Raw genomic sequence first — 22,314 nt, 5'->3', positions numbered from 1 at the left:
AATAAAGTGATAGACAAGGGGAATAAATCAATTATATACGAACATTCGTTCTTTTTTCCATGAATCAATAGTGCTAGATTGATTTTTTAAAACAAGTTTCACTTTAGATATCAGATACAAGAAAAGGGGTGAAGAGGATGATGATTGAGGATGCTACTATGTGGGTTTCATTAGTTAGCGAATTTGGCTATCCATTCGTCGTTTCTATGTTTTTGCTCTTCCGCTTCGGTAAACAATTAAAAGAACTGACAACGGACGTAGAGAACTTAAAAAAGTCCGCTCATAAAACGAAAAAACGATAACCTCAGGACGTATGTGCCAGGTGATAAACACCGAATTTCGGATTCCATTCAAAAAAGGGTCCGGAATTCGGGTATAAAGAAATGGGTACTATCTGAAACTCAAGACTTTGCAAACACCCCTCCCTTAAACTCAAATAAAAAATGGTAAACCATTATTTGGAATATAGCACAAAATAGGTAAAAAATAATCGTCATTTGGAATCATTTTACTACTATAATTCATCCGTCAATGGAATTAGATAGGAAATCCTCCCCTCATACGATTTTAGTTTTATGGATTAAAGTGAAAATACTTTTAAAAAAACAACATCATCAATAAACTTATGGTAATAAGTGGCATCCGAGTAAAAGGATGCTGCTTTTCTTATTTTTTTTGGTAATAAACTGATAATATGGAAAAGGGGTGGAGAATTTGAAGGATAAACAGCTAGAAGATATTCGAATCCTGCAGCATGAATGTGAACGGGAAGGTTTTACTTTAAAGCTGAACTGGGAAACACTTCGCAGTCGAAATGGCATGAATAAGAATGACTTTCTTCACTATGATGGATTGAAGCTTGTTGGTTTTCTCGGTCTATACGATTTTGGAAACAAAGCGGAGATGTGCGGGATGGTGCATCCTGATTACCGGAGGCAAGGCATTTTTACAACGCTTCTGGAAGAGGCCATAAGGAGTGCAGTGGAGCGCAACTATAAGTTGATTCTCTTGAACTCACCTGCTCAATCCCATTCAGGGACAGGATTTTTGAAACAGCTCAATTGTGAGTTTGCTTTTTCAGAGTTTCAAATGAAATGGTCCGCAACGGAGCTTGACGATTATGGTGATGCAGTCGTTCGCCCTTCACGGAGAGATGATGAGGAAACGGAAATTGAGCTGGATATTCAATGCTTCCAATTTACGAAACAAGAAGCGAAGGATTATTATCAGCGCATCCTATATGAGGATACTCTGAAAACCATGATGATTGAAAAGGATGGCCTTGCAGTCGGTAAGATCCGTGTTGATCACTCAGGACGGGAAGCGTGGATTTATGGATTTTCCATTTTGCCAAAATACCAGGGAAACGGACTTGGCAGAAAGGCATTGAAAAAGGTCGTAGCCGAACAAAGCCAGCTGGGATATGATATTTTTCTCGAGGTCGAGGCGACTAATGAGCATGCTTTAAGACTCTATGAATCTTGTGGATTCAAAACCATTCAAAGGCAGGATTATTATCAATACAAAGGCTGAGGGATACTTCGATGACATTAAGTGTGAGGGGGATGTGACGGATGTTGATCTTATTCAATTATAATTGGCAGGTCCGAAATGAGTGGTTCAAGTGGTGCCGGTCCTTACCGAATGAGGAGCTGAAACGGCAGCGCATAGGAGGGATGGGGAATATATTGAAGACACTTGCCCATATCATCGATGTCGAATGCAGCTGGATCAGGGCCATAGAAGGGAAGCCTGATGTCGCGATCGATTTGGAAGCTTATGATACGATCGAAAAAGTGGAGGATTTATCTATCTGTTATCATTCTGAGGTCATTGGCTATTTGAACTCGCATGCTATTGAAGATGAGAATGGAATGATTCAACCAGCTTGGATGGAGGGGACATACGAAAAAGGCAGGATACTGCGCCATCTGATAGCGCACGAAATTCACCATATAGGCCAGCTGTCCATTTGGTCGAGGGAGATGGGCGTCGAACCAGTATCCGCCAGTTTAATAGATCGGGATTTATAGGCTTTATACTTTTAAAACTGGTAATGCAACTTGCTTTAACAGTTTTTTATTTTGCAAGGAATTCCGCAGGTTTTTTCAAAAAAAAGGGGATTATGGAGGGAGGACAAGCAGGGACAGGATCATTCATAATATAAGGATTCGTATTAACGCAGCAGGATATAACATATTAAATAAAAAGGATTAGCGTATTAGCTTAATCCTTTTTATTTATTTTTCATATGTTACTATTTACGTACTCAAACTTTTGTTAATTTTGGCTTTTGTGTCGCCGGTTTAATGTATTTGGTTAATAACCAGCGTGAGATTGGTCCGACAATTAGTAACTGTGATGGTAGCGCCACGATAAAGTTTAGACCAACTGTTTTAAGGTAAGCTATGAAAATTGAACCCTCAATCCCTATCATTAAACTAGTTAAAATAAGCCCATATACTGACATAATAAGGACCATTACTGGGACCATACAAAAGGCAATTGCAATAATAAAGTTGGTTTCTTTCGATTTATCATAAGGCATTGATAATGCAAGTTTACGCGCCTTCGGTTCAACTATTGACTCTGCAATAAAAGCGACGATAAATGTTACCGCAAATTGAATCACTGCACCCCCTACTGTAAACGATGAAAAACCGTGTAAAGTGGTGTTGTAAACTGACATAATAAGGACCATACCAAAACACATAAAAAGTCCAAAGATTATACCTTCCTTTTTATTACTAGGCAAATAAAAACATCCTTTCTTTTAAGCATGAATGTAATTATATATGCCAAGAAATTTTTACATAAGTGACATTTTTATGACTTTTATTTTGAGTTACGTTAAATTACACTTTTGTTTTGATGAAACCTTGTTTATAGAGACTTTGCAAAAAAACGAATGAGAAAAAATTAATAGATAAAGAAAACCATAAAGAATCATAACGAAATTAATTTGTTTCAATGGTTTTGAGATGATTTATTAGATTCTTCAGTAAGCATTTCATTTTCAATTGGGAGTATGCTGGGGTGAGTGCCTTGGTCTTATAATAATCAAGCGGACTAACTTCAGTCAGCGGCGCTTCCGTTTACTGTTGAAGTAGAGAGCGTCGAAGAAGAAGGAAAGATCTTGAAATCCCATACGGTGTAAGCAGGCTGGCTCATGTGCATGGGCCAGCCCTTTATATATATGTGAAGGAAAAACGGTCCATGTTCAGTGAATGAAAATAGATAAAAAGTACCATTTATTCAAAATTCGTAATATTACGGTAAATTTTGGCGTTTATTCGACAAAATCATGATATATTATTCTAGCATTTTACAAAAATAGAAGGGTTGTGAAGTATGTCGTTCAAAATGCATGTTAATAAGATGCTCGCCCCGATACTTGCTGTGAGTTTGATTACAGCCCCATTTACCGTAACGGGGGAGACATCCGCCAAAGAGTCTAATAAGAAACCGGTCAAGACTGAACCATTTACCATTTCAACTCCTACTGTTCATTACTCAAAAGGCACCAAAGCGACTGTAACGGTCACACCGAAAAAAGGAAACAAAGGAAATGAAACCGTTGTCTTCCAATTAATGAATGGGACGAAGGTCATTTCACAGTCAGCCATTGAGGCGGATATTAAATCGGCCCAAAAGTTCTCTGCGTATTTCAACTCGTACCAATCGGGTTATTGGATCAAAGTATCGGTTGTCTCCAAGTATAACGGCAATACGAGTAACTTCGGCAACAGCCTGGCGGTCTCCGTTTCGGATGCACCTTTTGAACTAAGGATCATGGAAACGACAGATATACACACTAATCTGGTGAGCTATGATTACTATAAGGATGCCGTATCGGACTCTGTCGGCTTTTCCCGCACGGCTTCTTTAATCAAACAGGCACGAAAAGAAGTGAAAAATAGCGTTTTAGTGGATAACGGCGACCTTATTCAAGGGACACCGCTAGGTACGTACAAAGCAAAAATAGCGCCACTTAAAAAAGGTGAAGTCCATCCCGTCTATAAAGCGATGAACTTGCTTGACTATGATGTGGCCACATTCGGCAATCATGAATTCAATTATGGTTTAGCTTATTTGGACGAGGCCATCAACGATGCGAACTTCCCTTATGTCAATGCCAATGTTTATAAAAAAGATAAAGACAATAATTCAAACAATGATAAAAATAAATATACTCCTTATAAAATCGTCACAAAGAAAGTAAAGGACATCAATGGAAAAGAAAAATCAGTAAAAATAGGCTACATTGGATTTGCCCCTCCGCAAATCATGGATTGGGATAAAGCGAACCTTGAAGGTAAGGTCATTACAAAAGAAATCATCACGACTGCAAAAAAATATGTACCTGAAATGAAGAAAAAGGGCGCGGATATCATCGTGGCGCTCACGCATTCCGGGTTTAATGGCGATATCAAGAATACCGAGGATGTCATCTATTCATTAAGCAAGGTATCCGGCATCGATGCCATCACGTTCTCCCACACGCATAAGGTCTTTCCGGCTCAAGATGAGGCTTCTTTAGACAGCCTATTCAAAGATAGCCAAGGAAAAGTCCTTAAAGGCGTGGATAATAAAAAGGGTACCATCAATGGTGTACCAGCCGTTCAAGCAGGATATGGCGGCAGTAATCTCGGGATCATCGATCTTGATATCCAGAATATCAAGGGGAAATGGAAAGTCGTCAATTCCGATTCAACAACACGGGCAATCAACGATAAATTAACAGGAAAAAAAGCAGCTGAAGATGCATCTGTCGTCAAAGCCGTGAAGAAGGATCACGAAGGAACGATCAAGTATGTCAACACGCCAATTGGAATGACTACAGCTCCAATTCATAGTTATTTCGCGCTTGTGCAAGACGATCCTTCCGTACAGGTCGTGACGAGTGCACAGAAATGGTATGTAGAAAAATACATCCAAAGCAACCGCCCTGAATACAAAGACTTGCCGATTCTATCTGTAGGAGCCCCTTTCAAAGCGGGTCGAAATGGAGTCGAGGAATTCACCGAAATCAAGGAAGGCGGACTGACCATTCGCAGCGCCGGTGATTTATATTTATACGATAATACCTTGAAGGCAATCAAGACCAAAGGGTCAGTTGTTAAAGAGTGGCTTGAGATGTCTGCCGGGAAATACAATACAATCGATCCTGCCAAATCTGAGGAGCAGGAGCTGCTTAATGGAAAGTTTGCCGTTTATAACTTTGATGTGATTGATGGCGTTACGTATCAAATCGATGTCACCAAGGCTCCGCGCTATGATGAAAAAGGGATAAAAGTGTCGGATTCAAGCAGGATTGCCGATTTGAAATATAATGGAGAACCAGTGGACCCAAATCAAGATTTCATCGTCGTGACGAATAATTATCGTGCTTCGGGCGGGGGGAACTTCCCGGGAGTCAAGGGCAGCGAATATGTAGTTGACTCTGCGGATGAAAATCGTCAGATCTTGATGGATTACATCACACAAGAGGGTGAGATCAATCCAACTGCTGATAATAACTGGTCGATTGCCCCGATTTCAGGCAAGGTGAACGTTACTTTCACCTCATCACCAAAAGGTGCGGAATATTTAAAGGAAGACAGCCCGATTTCCTTTACAGGCAAAAAGGATGATAAAGGCTTTGGCATTTACAAATATAATTTGGGAAAAGAAAACGTTAAGGTGCAATTGCTCGGGATCAATGATCTTCACGGCCAGCTTGATACCACTTCCGAATTTGGCGGTATCAAACAAGGGCGTGCCGATTATTTAGCTGCGCACTTAAAGCAGCGTAAAGCTGAAAACCCTGAAAATACACTTTTACTTTCGGCAGGGGATGCTGTTGGGGCAAGTGCACCCGTTTCTTCTTTGATCCAGGACAAACCGACGCTTCAGTTTTTGAATAATATGAAATTCGATGTCGGAACTGTCGGGAACCATGAGTTCGACAAAGGGGTAGAAACCCTGATGGCTCAAATCAATGGCGGAAAGTCACCAACATCCGATGTGGTATTCGATAAAATGAACTTTCCATATGTAGTTGCCAATGTCGTATATAAAGACACGAAAAAACCGATTTTGGATCCTTACGTCATAAAAAAGGTCGGCGGGGTTGATATTGGATTCATAGGTGTAGTCACGAATGCCACACCTCAAAAAGTAAGTCCGGATGGCATTAAGAATGTGGAATTCATAGAACAGGCACCTGCTGTAAATAAGGCGGTTAACGAGTTGAAGGAAAAAGGCGTAAAATCGATTGTAATCATCTCACATGACCCAGGCACTGAAAAGGAAGGGGTCATCACAGGCGAAGTGGCTGATCTTGCTAATGCTGTGGATGATGAAGTAGATGTGATCTTAGCAGGGGATAATCATGCAAAGGTCAACAACTATGTGGATAATAAATTGATTGTACAAGCTTACTCTTATGGAACGGCTTTTGAAGATGTGGATTTGGAAATCGATCCAAACACTAAGGATATTGTCAAAAAGTCAGCTGAGATTGTCACGGTTACACAAGATGGCATCACACCGGATGCCGGGACGACGAAATTCATTAACGACTATCTAGACATGTTCCCCGAGTTGAAAGCCCCGCTTGGGACAACGGATGAGAAAATTTTAAGAGCCAATGCGTATACGCAGGAAACGGGCCTTGGGAATTTAATTGCCGATTCCATGAAGGCAGATTTGAATTCCGATTTTGCCTTCATGAATCCAGGCGGAATTCGTGCAGATATTCCAAAGGGGGAAGTCACTTTTTCCGATTTAGCGAAAATCCAGCCGTTCGGAAACGTATTGGTTAAGCTGGAACTGACTGGAGCGGAAGTGAAAACGCTGCTTCAACAGCAATGGATCGTTGAAGGATCTCCGAAAACCTTGCAAATTTCTGGACTGAGCTATACAGCCGACTTCAGTAAACCTGTCACGGAACGTGTCACCTTATTGAAGAAAACGGACGGAACACTGATCAAGGATACTGAAACATACACGGTGGCCGTCAATGATTTCATGGCAAGCGGCGGTGATAACTATACCGTCCTGAAAGGAAAAGAGCGTGTGTTTGGACATGCTGATCTGGAAGCATTCGTTAACTATGTAAAAGAAACGTTCAAAGGCGGGAAGATCACGGCAGAAATTGAAGGCAGAATTACGAATATCAATAATTAATAGAAGTTTCCTCGTAAGTTAAGCGGGTTTACTCGTGAAACTCTAAAAGAGAGCGCTCCTTAATAGAAGGGGCGCTTCCTTTTTTGTGATTAATTGTTTCTGAAAATGGAAAAGTTCAATCCCAATGCAAAGGTGACCCATGCAATATAGGGAACCATGGCTAAACCGGATGTACGGTCTATTTTATAAAACTCGAATGCCGTTAATGTAATCAAGGTCAGCAGTGCAGCCATTTCAATAAAGGCTGTTCCGCGCAAGCCCCATTTGAAGAATAAAAAAGACCATAAGAAATTCAACCCTAGTTGAGTATCATAGAGGAGTTCAGCGGACTTCGATTCTTTTTCTTTGGATGCAATGCGATACTTCGCTATTCCCATGATTGTATAAAGGCTGGTCCAAGCAACGGGGAAAGTCCAGGAAGGAGGTGCAAAAGACGGTTTCTTGAGTTTGTCATAAATTTCTTTGGAATTCCTTGTGGCGAATATCCCCACAAGTGAACCTCCGACCACAGGTATCAATACACTTTTTGCCAATTTCCCGTAATTCATAATGCAATCCTCTTCTTTCTTCATTATTTGGATGTTCTTATACTTTTACCTTCTTATCTGAAAATAAAACATTCCCTTTAATCAAGAAGTGTAACTTTCTTCCAAACTTTACGTCGGTACTATTAAGAAAAGGGGGAATACCGATGAACCATAAAACAATGATGTTTATGTTCAGTTTGTTCCTTTTACTTGCTGGATGCAGCAGTAATGAAAAAGATGATTCAACATCGAAATCACAGGATGAAAAGGCGGAAAGTAAAATGAACGCTTCAATTTCCGGGAATATGGTGCAGCAGGAGGAAGCAGCGGAAAAGGAAGGGGTGACGGATGAAAGAAAGGTCATCCATCAAGCCCAGCTTGAGTTGAAGGTGAAGAACCTCGAAAAGGCACAAATGAAGATTGAGAATAAGGTGGCTGAATATGGCGGATATGTTGTCGAGTCCAATGTATACAGGGAAGATGAAGAACTGGTGGAAGGAACGATCACTGTTCGGGTCCCTGAAGCCCATTTTCAGGATTTTCTAGCCGATAGCGAGGGCGCGGCTTCAGAAGTGGTCGGAAGGAATGTGACAGGACAGGATATAACGGAGCAATATGTAGATTTAAAAGCAAGGTTGAAGTCAAAAAGGGCAGTAGAGGAAAGGTTGCTCGCATTCATGAAGGATGCTGAGAAGACGGAGGATTTGCTGAAAATATCATCCGATCTTGCCGTGGTGCAAGAAGAAATAGAGCAGCTGACCGGGCAAATGAAGTATCTTGAGAACCAGACTTCATATTCGACGGTTACCATCACGTTATCACAGGACCGGATAGTTGTGCCGGGCATTGATAATAAGGAATGGAATACATGGGAAAGAACGAAGAAACAACTTGCAACAAGTGCGAATCTATTACTTAAAGCTGGTTCAGGAATCATTGTTTTTATAATAGGAAACTTGCCTATCCTCATTATTATAGGCGGAGCTGGTGCGGCGGTCCATTGGGTGATCAAAAGAAGGGGTAAAAGATGAAGCCAGAAAAAGAGGGTGCCAATTAGATTGGCACCCTCTGACCTTTATCTTTTCCGTTTATGCAATCCGGTCACATAATAAAGGGCTACCAGCAGTAAGATCCAAATCGGACCAACGATTAGAGCGATTCTTGTATCTGCTGAAAAACCGAGTACGACCATTACGAATACTAAAAAGGCTAAAGTTAAATAAGAAGTGAATGGGAAAAGAGGCATCTTGTAAGACAAGCCTTGTTTTTCTCCCTGACTCATTTTCCGCCTAGACATGATCTGTGTGACAAGTATGGTTCCCCATGTCCAGAGGGCACCGAATGTAGCGACACTTGTAACGTAAGTGAAAACTTTATCGGCTTCCATGTAGTTAAGGTAAACACCGAAAAGAAGCACGATAGCTGAAACGATAATGGCAACGCCAGGAACGCCTGACTTTGTTGTACGCTCGAAACTTTTTGGTGATTCACCTTGCTGCGCTAGGTTGAATAACATTCTTCCTGTACTGAAGATCCCGCTGTTACAAGATGAAAGGGCTGCTGTCAGTACGACAAACTGAATGATCCCTGCTGCGCCAGGAATACCGATTTTATCGAACATCATAACGAATGGGCTGTTTTCTCCATTCATTTCATCCCATGGAGTGATCGATAAAATGACTGTCAGAGCTAAAACGTAAAATAGTAAAATTCGATAAAAAACGGTATCGATGGCTCTTTTTAAGGATTTTTCAGGGTTTTTAACTTCACCTGCGGTTACACCGAGCATTTCAATTCCCAAATAGGCGAACATGACCATTTGAAACGAGAGGATGACACCAGAAATCCCATTCGGGAAAAATCCTCCATTTTCAACAAGGTTGCCGAATCCGACCGCGATTCCGCCGTTCCCCAGTCCAAAGATGATCATTCCGAAGCCAAGTACGATCATAAGGATGATCGTTACGATTTTAATAAGGGCGAACCAAAACTCCAATTCACCGTAAGCTTTTACAGCAAGAAAGTTAATCGTTGTCATGATGGCAAGTGCGGCTAACGCCCAAGCCCATTGCGGAGTATCTGGGAACCAAAATTGCATATAGATTCCGACTGCCGTAATTTCAGCCATACAGGTGGCGATCCAAACGAACCAGTAATTCCATCCGGTTATATACCCGGCAAGAGGACCGACAAATTCGCTTGCATAGCGACTGAAAGAACCTGCGACAGGATTTTTTATCGCCATTTCACCAAGTGCACGCATGATAAGATAGATCATAAGCCCGCCAATTGCATAGGAAATGATGATGGCTGGGCCGGCTAATTTAATCGCAGATGCCGAGCCGAGAAATAAACCGACTCCAATGGCTGCGCCAAGAGACATTAATGCGATATGTCTTTCTTCCAAACCTCTATGTAGTTGAGATTCTTTGGAGTTTTGCATAATTTTCCCCTTTTCTATGTTGGAGTTTAATTTTCTCTATCTAGCATTTTATCACTAGTAGAGGAGAATACATATTATTCATTGGTTTTTCACATAATATTACAACTAAATAATATATTTTAATAGTCAGAATGTAAAGAAAAAAATGAAAACGCTTACCACGGAAGTGATCCTATCTGTTATCATCGTCTAACAAACTTTCAAAACTAATTGGAATGCTATTCAACCAAAATATAATTATGTGATTTTTCAAAAAAATCAGTTATTTAATAGTGGAAAAGCTGTCCCAAAAATAAGGAACAGCTTGTCCGTTTTATCATTGCCAGATGGCGGAGGCCCATTCAGGATGATCTATGAATGGGTTGCGATTATGCTGATATTCATTATAAATGATCTCATTCCGTTTACGCTCGAAGGCATCTACGGGGTCCTGTTCATTCCATTCCAGTAAAACAGCCAATTTACCATGATATGGAGCGGTACCATTGTTCACTTGATTATTTAATTCTAAATCGACTTCCCCTGCATCACCCTCGTACCGAACTGCCATATAAAACAGCATCCGGGCGACATCACCTTTGACACTATCGCGAGGTTCCCATGAATCAGAATCATAGTAATTTCCTATCGCTTCGGTATGTTCAGAACCTCCATTATCAAAGTCCAGGTTGTTTCTTGTACTGTTGACAGAGACATCAGTCGGCCGAAGATGGTGCAGATCGGTGCCGGGACCTAAAGTGGTACCAAAATCACCATGTGATTTTGCCCATACATGCTCGCGATTCCAATCATTAACGCCGGATCCGTTCATCGTTTTTCCTTGGGAACGCCCTGTATAAAGAAGAATGACATTATTGGTGTTATTCGGGTCCTCATCGGTTTTCCGTAAAGCGTCCCATACATTTGAATACGATATTTCCGAATGGTCATCGATGATTTGATGGAGGGCATTCTTTAGTGCCAACCCTGATTTTCCGCTGGCTGAATCATAGTATGAGCCACCCCCCGGTGTCTCCGGTTCTGGTGAATCATTCCCTGAAAACATGGCAGATACATCTTTTAAGCCTGGATGGGTGAAATAGGCACTCAGTGTGCCAGTTACGGTGACTTTTTTTCCTTTTAAAGAAGGATTTGTTTTTAAGCCAAATTCAGAGCGGAAAGAGGAGGGAATCTGAACATATACCATTTTGGCATTGTTTGTTTCCGATGAGCTGTCTGCCAATGCTATGGCATAATCATTCGGATAGCCGCTCGTGACGACGGTATTGGATGAAGTGGGCTGACCCGTCACATAGCCACTGACCGTTTTAACCATGCTGTCTTGATTCGCAATCGCTTGGGAAACGGAGTAAGGAGATGACAAGCTGCCATCGCCAGCCGCGGCTAATGATGGGGGAATGAAAAAACTGGGAATAAAGAAAGCAAGCACGAGTAAAATGGGCAGAGCAAATCTTGGTTCAGGTTTTGTGAACATGTCATTCCTCCATAAATCGATTCATACCCATTTCGAGAGAAATCGGCATGTATATGTAAAGTTATGGATTTGAGGAGCTTTCTCCTTCTGCATTGTCAAAAATGAGCGAATACAGCTAGTGAAGCTTAGCGGAATTTGGGGATATAGCCCGGGAAATATCGAAGGGCTGTTTTGGAAATGAAAAATATACGAAAAACCGTCCAACTTACTGATTCAGTTTGTAGAAAAAAGGGGTAAGTTATTTGAAATGGAGGGGAGTTTTAACAAAAATACAGGTTCTAAACTTTGGCGATCGACTTCGGAATACGTATCTTTTACCAAGTCAAAAATAAAAGGAAATTGAATAGCTCCAACTAAATGATGTTCAGTAACCAATTGGCCCAAGTTATGATTTCTATCTGAATTTTAAAACAAAGTTGATTGGAGCGGGTGTACGGGACTCCTGCGGGAAAAGCGTGTCCAGGGGAGCCCGTGGAAAGCGAGTGCCTCTAGTGGTAACTCAACGTTTCATATTGTATAAACTCAAAAAAACTGTAGAAAAATTCGATTTTTCATCGAGTTGTCTACAGTCTGAAACCGTCAGTATGCTACTGACGGTTTTTTTTACTCTGTTTTATAAGAAGACTTTGAATGAAACTCAATAACAATGATCCGATTAAAGCTCCCCAAAAAGAATTTATGACAAAGCCACTGACGGCATAGGAAGTGATTTGGAATGTGAATGCATTGATAATGAAAGAGAACAACCCGAACGTCAGGATGGTGATCGGCAATGTGATAAGCTGGAGAATGGGCCTAACCAGCAAGTTCATGATTGATAATATAAAAACCGCCAGCAAGGCTGTTCCGTAAGATTTAATCGTGATGGAGTCGAGAAGCCAGTCAATAACGAGCAATACCAGCCCGTTGATAAGAAAACGCATGATTATGTTCATGAAAAAACTCCTTCTGAAGTCACCTTTACTACAAGTCATTATACTAAAATTCCATGAATTTCAGTTATATGTTTGCAGAATTGTCACAAAAAAAAGAGGAATACATATGTATTCCCTCAGAGTGAAAAAAGGCCCATTAAAGGGTTTTAAAGCAGTTTTTCTTTAAAAACAGTCCAGTTGATTGGAGCGGGTGTTCGAGACTCCTGCGGGAAAAACGCGTCGACCCCACAGGCGCTTGCGCCGAGGAGGCTCCAGGACCGCCCTCGGAAAGCGAGTGCCTGTTGAGGAAATCAACGTTCTATTTTACAAACCCTCAAAAAGAACGTTTCAGCTAGTTTTCTTCAATCCATTGAGGATTTCATATAACAGTAAAAAACCATTTAGTATAACTTATTCTTATTGTGGTTTGGAATAAATTCCGAACCCCATTTGTCTTCTTTTTCTATTTAATTGTTCGCAATGATCTTTTCGAATTCACTTAATTCCAATGTGTTTTTCAAGTTTGGATTGGTGTTTAAGGAAAGCAGGGCACTTTCAATGAGAAAGGTTCGCGGTTCAACGTTTTGTAATAATTCCTCTTGGATAAAGTGAATCAATTTTAGGTTTTTAACCCGTTCTGCTTCATCATCTTGGCATAGCCTTAGGATCATCTTTTTTAGGTCGTTTGCAGAGTGAAGGAGTGCAGTATGAAAATCCTGCTGTGAATGGAAGCACTCTGGCAGCCATTGCTTTATGAGGTCCGGTTCCAAAAGTTGTGCATTTGACTGGCTGACATCTTCGAAAATCGATTTAATCCTATCGACGCAATAACGGATAATTTCAGTAGGGTTAAATTCGGGCTCTTTAGCCAAAGCATTAAAATGAATCGTTTGATGCATCATTCCCGAGTAAAGAATGGCACAGTCCAAAATATAGGGTTTTTTATCAGCACCGAAAATGTCCAGAAACCGTTTTGATAGCCAATGGATATGCTGGAATTTAGCATGTGTGATGAAGTTCTTAAGTTCAGTATCATTTGAAATCATTACTTCTTCATATAAGAAAAAGATTTTATTGTTTTTGTTGGAGTGCATTTGTAATTCTGATTGTTTGATGAATATCTCAATATCTGCAAGGTTTTGCCCAATCAGCAATTCATTCCGCTCTTTTTCGAATTTTTCTTGCGAAGTTAGGAAGACTGCCTTAAGCAATTCGCTTTTAGAAGAAAAATAGTTATAAAATGTTCCTTTTGAAATGCCGCTATAATCTAAAATATCCTGAATGGAAGTTGCTTGATATCCCTTTTCAATAAATAATTGGTGTGCATATTTAACTACCAATTGTTTGCGCTCATTCATATATATCACCCTTACTCTTATTGGACGGTCATTTTAACGTAATAGTATCTTATTTTCTAAACGAACACAAACCAGTATGTTTACATTTGCTCTAGCAAATAAAGGGTGAAGGCCTCTTGTTTCAGTCAATTCATCATGAAGTGTTCTGCTGAAGATAGGATTCACAAAAGCAATGAAAAATTCAGTTTCTATGCATCCTTCTATTCACCATGTAAATAAAGGCAGATGAAGTGAACAAAGTCACAGGAGAACACTTCGGTTTGTTATAAGATAAATAGAAGGAGATGGGTGAAGTAGCGCAAAGTATCTATGCATATTCAGCATCATTCTCGATTACTAACCCATTGGTAGGAGAAATGATAAAATCACTTGTCGTGAAGGATTATTGGTTATAAGGGTCGTATACCATTATTAGGAATGTAATTATGGCAATATGCTGTTCCTTCAGCGGTTTGCACCAATATAATTTTCCATATGTTAGGATTCTGTAAAATCGTAATCGTAATAAAAGGATAATGAATTGATTATTATATTAAAATTATTATAAATAAGTATTGATTTTTTTCTGAGAAGCTTTATCATTATATACATAAATAATAATGAAAAGGTGGTTCAATAATGACAAATAAGAAAAACCTCACTACAAGCTGGGGAGCGCCAGTTGGAGATAATCAAAACTCGATCACTGCCGGCGAACGCGGCCCGGTGCTCATTCAAGATGTACACTTATTGGAAAAACTAGCCCACTTCAACCGTGAACGTGTGCCTGAACGTGTAGTTCATGCGAAGGGTGCAGGTGCATTCGGAACTTTCGAAGTAACGAACGACCTTTCTCAGTACACGAAAGCTAAACTTTTCAATGGTGTGGGCAAGAAGACAGATCTTTTTATCCGTTTCTCCACAGTTGCGGGTGAATTGGGTTCTGCTGATACAGTCCGTGACCCGCGTGGATTTGCTGTTAAATTCTATACGGAAGAAGGAAACTACGATATCGTCGGTAATAATACGCCTGTATTCTTTATTCGCGATGCGATTAAATTCCCCGACTTCATCCATACACAAAAAAGAGATCCTAGAACTCATTTGAAAAATCCTACGGCAGTTTGGGATTTCTGGTCACATTCACCGGAATCTCTTCACCAAGTGACGATCCTGATGTCCGACCGGGGCATTCCTGCTACACTCCGTCATACACATGGTTTCGGAAGCCACACATTTAAATGGGTGAATGCTGAAGGAAAAGGCGTTTGGGTGAAATACCACTTCAAAACAGAGCAGGGCATCAAAAACCTTGATGTGGATCTAGCTGCAAAACTAGCAGGTGAAAACCCTGATTACCATACGGAAGATCTTTTCAATGCCATTGAAAAAGGGGACTTCCCTGCATGGAAATTATATGTTCAGATCATGCCTCTGGAAGATGCGGATACATACCGTTTCGATCCATTCGATGTGACGAAGGTATGGTCTCAAAAAGATTATCCGCTGATCGAGCTTGGTCGTATGGTATTGAACAGAAATCCTGAAAACTACTTTGCAGAAGTGGAGCAAGCCACGTTCTCACCGGGAACATTCGTACCGGGAATTGAAGCTTCCCCAGACAAGATGCTTCAAGGACGCCTATTCGCTTATGGAGATGCACACCGTTACCGTGTGGGCTCGAATCATAACCAGCTTCCGGTTAACCGTCCGAAAGTTGAAGCGAATAACTATCAGCGTGATGGCTTCATGCGTGCAGATGACAATGGCAAGGGATCTGTTTATTATGAGCCGAATAGTTTTGGAGGCCCTGCCGAATCAACGGAAAATAAAGTCACTCCTTTCGAGGTGACTGGGCAAGCTGCACAAGTCGGTCATAATAGTGATGATCACTACACCCAAGCAGGTGACCTATACCGTCTATTAAGTGCCGAAGAGAAAACTCGCCTTGTTGACACGATCGTGGGCGCAATGAAACCTGTGGAATTGGAAGAAATCAAGCTTCGTCAAATCGGCCATTTTTACAAAGCCGATCCGGAATACGGAACGCGCATAGCCGAAGGTTTAGGTTTACCTGTACCGCAAGAAGCGTAAAATATAGGACTACCAATCTAGTAAATGCAAACAGGCATCCATTCATGAATGGATGCCTGTTTTGATTTATGCAGGGCTCCATTTATAAATGACACCCGACAAGTTCGGTAAGAATATATAGTTATAAATGGTTTGTAAGGAAGTCATGGAGGAGTGACTTTTCTATAAGTCCAGAAAGGCCAGGGTGCGTTGGCAATAATTAAATCGAATCAGCATACATTTGGTTAAGAGGAGGTGCAGTATGGACGTTTTTGTGCGGCAGAATGATTCCTTGTGGTATTATAGCCAGTTATTCAAGGTTAATTACCAACTTATCATTGATTCCAATAGTGGGATTGATCCACTTGCACTTATGATTGGCCAACAAATCAAAATTCCCGGCTTTACGACGACCGGTTATAATATTAAACAGGGTGATTCGTTATGGGCAATTGCCAGATCACGTAATCTTTCATTGGATGCCCTATTTTTGACTAACCCTAATCTCAACCCGAATGCCCTGCAAGTTGGTCAGGCAATTTCTGTGCCAGTAAGGATTACGTGGAGGCTAATTCAAGGAAACCGGGAATATGATTATGAGACGATGATGACCGATGTAAGACGTTTGAAAACGATCTATCCATTTATTAATACCTCCCCCATCGGGGACTCGGTGCTTGAAAGGGATATCCCCGAAGTGCTGATTGGAAATGGTAACAAGCGAGTGCACTATAATGGTTCTTTTCATGCGAATGAGTGGATAACCACGCCTGTAATCATGACCTTTTTAAATGATTACTTACTCGCAATCACGAATCAGGCTGACATCCGCGGTCTATCTATGTTTCCCTTTTATCAACAGACGATGCTGTCGATCGTCCCAATGGTGAATCCGGACGGAGTGGAGTTGGTTCTGAAAGGCCCTCCTGCTGATGTGTCATTGAGAAGACGGCTCGTCGAATGGAATAATGGCAGCGAAGACTTCTCTGGCTGGAAAGCCAATATTAACGGGGTGGATTTGAATGATCAATTTCCCGCAAAATGGGAACTGGAACAAGCTCGCAATAATGTAACGGAGCCAGGTCCGGCAAATTATCCAGGGGAGGGGCCGCTTACACAGCCAGAAGCTATTGCAATGTCAGAGTTGACAAGAAAACGTGATTTTGGCAAAGTCCTTGCGTTCCATACTCAGGGAGAGGTCATTTATTGGGGATTTGAAGGTTTGGAACCACCCGAGTCGGAAACGATAGTCAATGAGTTTGCGAGGGTCAGTGGATATGAGCCTGTCAAATCCGCCAATAGTTATGCAGGGTATAAGGATTGGTTCATTCAGGATTGGCGAAGGCCGGGGTTTACCGTGGAGCTTGGAAAAGGAACGAATCCCTTGCCAATAGCACAGTTCGATGAAATTTATCAGAAGTCGCTTGGCATATTCTTAGCAGGGTTATATATGTGAAATTTGACCAGATGAAAAAGCTCAACTCCGTTTCCATGGGGTAGAGCTTTTTAGTCTTATAAACTATTAGATCTGAAACGATGAGGGCTGCTGCAAAAAATAAGTAAAGGTATGCTTTACTTATCGATTGCATGATTAACTCGCTTTTTAGCCTAAAATTAACGGACATTCTCCATGTCCCGGTAATATTGCAGCCCTTGCCAAAAGGAATTCTAATAGTTTTGCTGTAAAGAAGATTAACTCCCTTAGCGCTAGTATTGGCCCCACCTACGCCAGATACTTTGACGGCCACGCATGCCATCCAACCTAATTTCATTATAATAGAAAGCGCTTACATTTTCAAAAATAATCGTATTGCAAATTTCGACATTCACATAAGTGTCCCTTACCAGTAGGAGGAGAATGGGCATATTACTGATAAGGGCCTTATAAGATTCAGGTTAATCTGCAATGAATTCCTGCAACTTTTGCTTTAGGCCACCATTGCCGAATTTAATGAACTTTGTTTTTCCGGCTTCTTGTTCAGGGGTAGAAGCGAAATCCAAAAAGGCTAAAAGGTTGATCCGGCGGTGAAGAATATGGACAATGCCATATTCATAGAACCAATGATCGATCGTGTTGTAAACCCCTCTGTTCAGTCGATATTGCTGCTGGCACCAATGGAAAAATATTCTGTCCGGCAGATTAAGGTACTCCATATTTTCTAAGCCCCCAATTTGCTTCTCATTCATGATAGGGGAAATAATCCGTAGCGATTCCTTTTGCATAGTGTAATCCTCCCTCAATGATAAAAACGAAAAAACCCCCTATCCTTGTTGAATAGAGAGCCTCCAGTGAACTAGTCAGCTTATATATTTTCCTTATATAAAAGTAGCATAAAACATATTAATCCAATTTGTCAAGTTGGTATTGGGAATACTTAAAATATATATGTTTATTTTATATTTTCTGAGTGATTTGATTGTAAATACGAATAAAAATTTATGTTTATTCGTTTATAGTTCGTATATAATGTTTTTGAGGAATTAAGGAGGAGAGACTGAATGTATAAATCAAAAAAGATTTTATTATTGGGCTCAGGTGAATTGGGGAAAGAGGTCATACTTGAAGCACAGCGGCTTGGTGTGGAGACCGTTGCTGTAGACCGCTATGAACATGCCCCTGCCATGCAAGTCGCTCATCGCAGTTATGTGATCGATATGCTGGATGCGGAACAACTAAGAGGAGTTGTAGAAAAAGAACAACCCGATTTGATTGTGCCGGAAATCGAGGCCATCGCTACATCCGAATTAGTCAAGTTGGAAGAGGAAGGCTTTCATGTCATTCCGACGGCAAGAGCGGCTAAATTGACTATGGATCGTGAAGGAATCAGGAGATTGGCTTCTGAAACTCTGGAGATTCCGACCGCAGCCTACAAATTCGCCGATACATATGAAGAATTTGTCCAAGCTGCCAAGGAAGTTGGCTTTCCCAATGTCGTCAAACCGCTGATGAGTTCTTCAGGTAAAGGACAAAGTGTGTGCCGCACGGAAGGTGATCTGGAGGAATGCTGGAAAATCGCGATGGAAGGCGGCCGGGTTCAAAATGGACGGGTGATCATTGAAGAATTTATCCGTTTTGATTCGGAAATCACGCTGCTTACTGTCCGGGCTGTAAATGGTACCATGTTTTGTGCTCCCATCGGTCATATCCAGCAGGGCGGGGATTATATTGAATCCTGGCAGCCGCATAATATGACAGAAACGCAAATAATGGAAGCGAAAAAAATTGCCCATTCCATTACAGATGAACTTGGTGGGTACGGATTATTCGGGGTTGAGCTTTTCCTCTCAGGGGATAAAGTCTATTTCAGTGAAGTTTCCCCACGTCCGCATGATACGGGGCTAGTGACATTAGTGACTCAAAATTTGTCCGAGTTTGCCCTTCATATTCGGGCAATTCTAGGATTCCCCATTCCGGAAATCAAGCTGATCAGCCCAGGTGCCAGCCGTCCATTAAAAGCTCAAGAAGAGTTATCGGAATATTCAATAGTCGGTGTTGAAAAGGCTTTGGCTTTACCTAATACACAGGTGCGTCTTTTCGGAAAACCTGTTACAAAGGCAGGCAGAAGAGTGGCAGTCGCCTTGTCATCTGCCGATTCAATCGAGGTGGCGAGAGTCAATGCGGCCCGTGCTTTGGAATGTTTAGTTGTAGAGAAATAATAGTGAAAAAAGCGCTCTTTAAATGGAGAGCTTCAGTTTGTCGACAAAGGGGGGCGGAAAGGGAGCGGATTTCTTTAATCAAACGTTTGATTACTACTCCAGGCACTCGCTTTCCGCCCTAAAGAAAATTGTAGGCTGGTCTCATCCGAACTGTTTAAGACTAGTTTATTCCATGGTTTTTACTGTTTTATAAAACTCCTATTTAATGGAAGGGATTTGTGACACTTCTGGCAAATAGCTAGCTAGCCGAGACTCCAACGGGCTTGCTTGATGAGGCTTGGCAGACAGCCGGCGGAAAGGGAGCGGATTTCTGGAAAAACGGTAGGGATAGAATTTGTTTGCAGTCTGACTCTGAAGCATCCTGATAGGGTGCTTTATTTTCTTTTGTCCAATTTTTTAGCACTTTCAAATTACCCTGATTTGATGAAGTTAAATGAAAGATCACTTATCCACGCTGGTGTTTACTCTGCTAGACCCTGTAACAGACCCCCACTACTGATGATTTTCCTGAATAACCAACAGCTTCATGAAAGTGCATATAATTTTGTGACATTGCTGCCTTTACCTTGTCTTAACAATTATCCTGCTGCTTTTTTACATAGCCTTGACAATGAGTTCATGTTCTTCACCTATAGTTAAATTAAATAGAAAAGATTAACGGGAGGTCATTCATTTGAATCGCACATGGAGTAAAAAGGTGTTACCCATTACACTCGTTTCGGCATTAGCATTTGGAAGTTTATCATGGTCCGCTGCGGATCATGTTTCGGCAAAGGGGAACCAAAAAAAAGAACCGGAAATCAAGAACGTGATTTTCCTGATCGGTGACGGCATGGGTGTTTCCTATACCTCCGCTTACCGGTATTTAAAAGATAATCCTGATACGAAGGTGGCAGAGCGGACAGAGTTTGATAAATACTTGGTTGGCCAGCAAATGACTTACCCAGAAGACTCTGCACAAAATATAACGGATTCAGCATCAGCCGCAACGGCAATGTCTGCCGGAGTGAAGACTTATAACGCTGCCATTGCAGTGGATAATGATAAATCCGAAGTCAAAACGGTATTGGAAGCAGCAAAGGAAAAAGGAAAAGCGACGGGATTGGTTGCCACTTCAGAAATCACTCATGCTACACCTGCTTCTTTTGGCGCCCATGATGAAAATCGGAAAAACATGAATTCAATCGCAGACGATTATTATAATGACTTAATCAAGGGCAAACATAAAATTGACGTCCTATTGGGCGGTGGGAAGTCCAATTTTGTCCGTCCTGATGTCAATTTGGCGAAAGCCTTCGAAAAAGACGGTTACAGTTATGTGACGGATAAAAATCAAATGCTTAAGGACAAAAATGAACAGGTCCTTGGTTTATTCGCTTCTGAAGGACTCCCGAAAATGATTGACCGCCCAAGTGAAACGCCTTCTTTGGCAGACATGACAAGTTCGGCGATCCAGCGCTTGAATAAAGATAAAGATGGATTCTTCCTTATGGTCGAGGGAAGCCAGGTCGATTGGGCCGGACATGATAATGATATCGTAGGTGCAATGAGTGAAATGGAAGACTTTGAAAAAGCATACAAGTCAGCCATGGAATTCGCGAAGAAAGACAAACATACCTTAGTGGTGGCTACTGCGGATCACTCTACAGGAGGATTCTCGATCGGAGCAAAAGGAATATATAACTGGTACGGTGAACCGATCAAGGCAGCCAAACGCACCCCTGACTTCATGGCGGATGCCATCGTCAAAGGAGCCGATGTTGAAAAGACGTTAAAGCAATATATTAACCAAAATGAAGTGAAGCTAACTGATGATGAAATCAAAACGGTAACAGAAGCTGCCAAATCAAAAAATGTGACGAACGTCGATAATGCCATCGAAGCTATATTTGATAATCGGACCAATACTGCCTGGACTACCGGGGGACATACGGGTGAAGATGTTCCGGTCTACGCATACGGCCCATATAAAGAACGTTTTGCCGGGCAGGTCGATAACACGGATCAGGCCAAAATCATCTTTGATCTATTAAAGAAGTAATAACACTTCAGGAGGGATTCAATGAACAGACTGATGATTGGTGCCCTGTTATTAACCGCTTTTGGCGCACTTAATACCCAACCAGCTTACGAAGAAGAAACGACGGCTAAAGATAAAACAGAGGAAATTGCACGGCCACTGGAAAAAAAGGATGTCTATGTTCCGAATCCACAGCTTCCTGATGATGTAAACTTGAACCAGATCGGTCAGAATGTTTCTGATGCCAAAGGCGAATTAACTTTGAAGGCCTATAAAAAAGTGAATGAAACGCTGAATGTTGGTCCAATCGAGGTTAAAGTCAAAGAAATGAAAGTGATGCATGCCACGCCGGATTACAGCATGATTGATTTCTTCCACGGCTATACGCATGATGAAGATTTCGATATCGTAAAAGTGAACGTGGAAATCAAAAACAATACGGATAAAAAAATTAAGTTTTCCCCAGTTGCTTTCCTTGAAACGGACAGAGGAGAACATCTTACGTGGGAAGATGAGATCTACTTGGAAGAACTTACTGGTGAAATAGAAGGAAACGGTTCAAAAAGCGGAAACATTGGTTTCATTCTAAATGATGGAGACATAAAGGGCATTTCCCTCATGACTAGTGATGCGGTAAATGAAGAAGGGGAAGTCCTTGCAAAGGGCAAGTCAGCTGAATTCGCTTTTTAATGAATATGG

The 22,314-nt window shown here is 41.3% G+C and carries 17 protein-coding genes; 10 read left to right on the top strand and 7 right to left on the bottom strand.

Annotated elements, in window-relative coordinates:
- Window positions 1-137: 137 nt before the first annotated feature.
- From MPH60_RS18460 to MPH60_RS18450, 3 genes are all read left to right on the top strand, one after another.
- Window positions 138-302 (top strand): YvrJ family protein, encoded by a 165-nt coding sequence (locus MPH60_RS18460; protein ID WP_081088496.1) that lies wholly within the window; start codon window positions 138-140, stop codon window positions 300-302.
- Window positions 303-714: 412 nt separating this feature from the next.
- Window positions 715-1,533, top strand: coding sequence for a GNAT family N-acetyltransferase (locus MPH60_RS18455; protein ID WP_241592832.1), 819 nt, complete (start codon window positions 715-717; stop codon window positions 1,531-1,533).
- A 41-nt stretch (window positions 1,534-1,574) separates the two neighbouring features.
- A complete protein-coding gene (locus MPH60_RS18450; protein ID WP_241592834.1) occupies window positions 1,575-2,033 on the top strand; it encodes a DinB family protein in 459 nt (152 codons plus the stop codon).
- 236 nt (window positions 2,034-2,269) lie between these two features.
- Here the strand turns inward: MPH60_RS18450 and MPH60_RS18445 are convergent, their stop codons facing one another.
- Window positions 2,270-2,755, bottom strand: coding sequence for a DUF2798 domain-containing protein (locus tag MPH60_RS18445; RefSeq protein WP_241594845.1), 486 nt, complete (start codon window positions 2,753-2,755; stop codon window positions 2,270-2,272).
- Between the two features lie 596 nt (window positions 2,756-3,351).
- Between MPH60_RS18445 and MPH60_RS18440 the strand changes: the two genes are divergently transcribed.
- Entirely contained in the window at window positions 3,352-7,170 is a 3,819-nt protein-coding gene (locus MPH60_RS18440; RefSeq protein WP_241594846.1) for a bifunctional 2',3'-cyclic-nucleotide 2'-phosphodiesterase/3'-nucleotidase, read from the top strand.
- A gap of 89 nt (window positions 7,171-7,259) precedes the next feature.
- On the opposite strand, the gene MPH60_RS18435 is transcribed toward MPH60_RS18440, so the two are convergent.
- Complete coding sequence (locus tag MPH60_RS18435; RefSeq protein ID WP_241594847.1) at window positions 7,260-7,718, bottom strand: TspO/MBR family protein; 459 nt, start codon at window positions 7,716-7,718, stop codon at window positions 7,260-7,262.
- 143 nt (window positions 7,719-7,861) lie between these two features.
- On the opposite strand from MPH60_RS18435, the gene MPH60_RS18430 reads away from it, so the two are divergent.
- Complete coding sequence (locus MPH60_RS18430) at window positions 7,862-8,728, top strand: DUF4349 domain-containing protein (RefSeq protein WP_241593965.1); 867 nt, start codon at window positions 7,862-7,864, stop codon at window positions 8,726-8,728.
- A gap of 44 nt (window positions 8,729-8,772) precedes the next feature.
- Here the strand turns inward: MPH60_RS18430 and MPH60_RS18425 are convergent, their stop codons facing one another.
- From MPH60_RS18425 to MPH60_RS18410, 4 genes are all read right to left on the bottom strand, one after another.
- The gene (locus tag MPH60_RS18425; protein WP_101223582.1) at window positions 8,773-10,140 is read right to left on the bottom strand and encodes an amino acid permease; all 1,368 of its coding nucleotides are present in this window, start codon (window positions 10,138-10,140) and stop codon (window positions 8,773-8,775) included.
- A 316-nt stretch (window positions 10,141-10,456) separates the two neighbouring features.
- On the bottom strand, window positions 10,457-11,614 hold the full coding sequence (locus MPH60_RS18420) for an endonuclease (RefSeq protein ID WP_241593966.1): 1,158 nt from the start codon (window positions 11,612-11,614) through the stop codon (window positions 10,457-10,459).
- A gap of 587 nt (window positions 11,615-12,201) precedes the next feature.
- Window positions 12,202-12,549 carry a phage holin family protein gene (locus MPH60_RS18415; protein ID WP_101223581.1) on the bottom strand — a complete coding sequence of 116 codons (348 nt, stop codon included), beginning with the start codon at window positions 12,547-12,549 and terminating at the stop codon, window positions 12,202-12,204.
- A gap of 446 nt (window positions 12,550-12,995) precedes the next feature.
- A complete protein-coding gene (locus tag MPH60_RS18410) occupies window positions 12,996-13,886 on the bottom strand; it encodes a TetR/AcrR family transcriptional regulator (protein ID WP_241593967.1) in 891 nt (296 codons plus the stop codon).
- A 618-nt stretch (window positions 13,887-14,504) separates the two neighbouring features.
- Here MPH60_RS18410 and katA point away from each other — a divergent pair.
- Both katA and MPH60_RS18400 read left to right on the top strand, forming a co-directional pair.
- The gene (katA, locus tag MPH60_RS18405; RefSeq protein ID WP_101223579.1) at window positions 14,505-15,959 is read left to right on the top strand and encodes a catalase KatA; all 1,455 of its coding nucleotides are present in this window, start codon (window positions 14,505-14,507) and stop codon (window positions 15,957-15,959) included.
- A 241-nt stretch (window positions 15,960-16,200) separates the two neighbouring features.
- Window positions 16,201-17,394: a M14 family metallopeptidase gene (locus MPH60_RS18400; RefSeq protein WP_241593969.1), complete on the top strand. Its 1,194-nt coding sequence runs from the start codon at window positions 16,201-16,203 to the stop codon at window positions 17,392-17,394.
- Window positions 17,395-17,834: 440 nt separating this feature from the next.
- On the opposite strand, the gene MPH60_RS18395 is transcribed toward MPH60_RS18400, so the two are convergent.
- Window positions 17,835-18,161: a hypothetical protein gene (locus tag MPH60_RS18395; RefSeq protein WP_241593971.1), complete on the bottom strand. Its 327-nt coding sequence runs from the start codon at window positions 18,159-18,161 to the stop codon at window positions 17,835-17,837.
- Between the two features lie 276 nt (window positions 18,162-18,437).
- Here MPH60_RS18395 and purT point away from each other — a divergent pair, with 276 nt between their 5' ends.
- From purT to MPH60_RS18380, 3 genes are all read left to right on the top strand, one after another.
- Window positions 18,438-19,595 (top strand): phosphoribosylglycinamide formyltransferase 2, encoded by a 1,158-nt coding sequence (purT, locus tag MPH60_RS18390; RefSeq protein ID WP_241593973.1) that lies wholly within the window; start codon window positions 18,438-18,440, stop codon window positions 19,593-19,595.
- Window positions 19,596-20,268: 673 nt separating this feature from the next.
- Window positions 20,269-21,636 carry an alkaline phosphatase gene (locus tag MPH60_RS18385; protein WP_241593975.1) on the top strand — a complete coding sequence of 456 codons (1,368 nt, stop codon included), beginning with the start codon at window positions 20,269-20,271 and terminating at the stop codon, window positions 21,634-21,636.
- 21 nt (window positions 21,637-21,657) lie between these two features.
- Window positions 21,658-22,305, top strand: coding sequence for a DUF4352 domain-containing protein (locus MPH60_RS18380; protein WP_241593976.1), 648 nt, complete (start codon window positions 21,658-21,660; stop codon window positions 22,303-22,305).
- Window positions 22,306-22,314: the final 9 nt, after the last annotated feature.

The organism is Peribacillus sp. Aquil_B1 (assembly GCF_022603275.1).
Lineage (GTDB): Bacteria > Bacillota > Bacilli > Bacillales > DSM-1321 > Peribacillus.
This window is presented reverse-complemented; position numbering and strand designations above follow the sequence as displayed.

Excerpts from the sequence above, each read along its gene's own strand:
- MPH60_RS18450 (WP_241592834.1), top strand. The coding sequence starts at position 1,575 with ATGTTGATCTTATTCAATTATAATTGGCAGGTCCGAAATGAGTGGTTC.
- MPH60_RS18440 (WP_241594846.1), top strand. The coding sequence starts at position 3,352 with ATGTCGTTCAAAATGCATGTTAATAAGATGCTCGCCCCGATACTTGCT.
- MPH60_RS18425 (WP_101223582.1), bottom strand. The coding sequence starts at position 10,140 with ATGCAAAACTCCAAAGAATCTCAACTACATAGAGGTTTGGAAGAAAGA.
- purT (WP_241593973.1), top strand. The coding sequence starts at position 18,438 with ATGTATAAATCAAAAAAGATTTTATTATTGGGCTCAGGTGAATTGGGG.
- MPH60_RS18460 (WP_081088496.1), top strand. The coding sequence starts at position 138 with ATGATGATTGAGGATGCTACTATGTGGGTTTCATTAGTTAGCGAATTT.
- MPH60_RS18410 (WP_241593967.1), bottom strand. The coding sequence starts at position 13,886 with ATGAATGAGCGCAAACAATTGGTAGTTAAATATGCACACCAATTATTT.
- katA (WP_101223579.1), top strand. The coding sequence starts at position 14,505 with ATGACAAATAAGAAAAACCTCACTACAAGCTGGGGAGCGCCAGTTGGA.
- MPH60_RS18395 (WP_241593971.1), bottom strand. The coding sequence starts at position 18,161 with ATGCAAAAGGAATCGCTACGGATTATTTCCCCTATCATGAATGAGAAG.
- MPH60_RS18430 (WP_241593965.1), top strand. The coding sequence starts at position 7,862 with ATGAACCATAAAACAATGATGTTTATGTTCAGTTTGTTCCTTTTACTT.
- MPH60_RS18420 (WP_241593966.1), bottom strand. The coding sequence starts at position 11,614 with ATGTTCACAAAACCTGAACCAAGATTTGCTCTGCCCATTTTACTCGTG.
- MPH60_RS18415 (WP_101223581.1), bottom strand. The coding sequence starts at position 12,549 with ATGAACATAATCATGCGTTTTCTTATCAACGGGCTGGTATTGCTCGTT.
- MPH60_RS18380 (WP_241593976.1), top strand. The coding sequence starts at position 21,658 with ATGAACAGACTGATGATTGGTGCCCTGTTATTAACCGCTTTTGGCGCA.
- MPH60_RS18435 (WP_241594847.1), bottom strand. The coding sequence starts at position 7,718 with ATGAATTACGGGAAATTGGCAAAAAGTGTATTGATACCTGTGGTCGGA.
- MPH60_RS18400 (WP_241593969.1), top strand. The coding sequence starts at position 16,201 with ATGGACGTTTTTGTGCGGCAGAATGATTCCTTGTGGTATTATAGCCAG.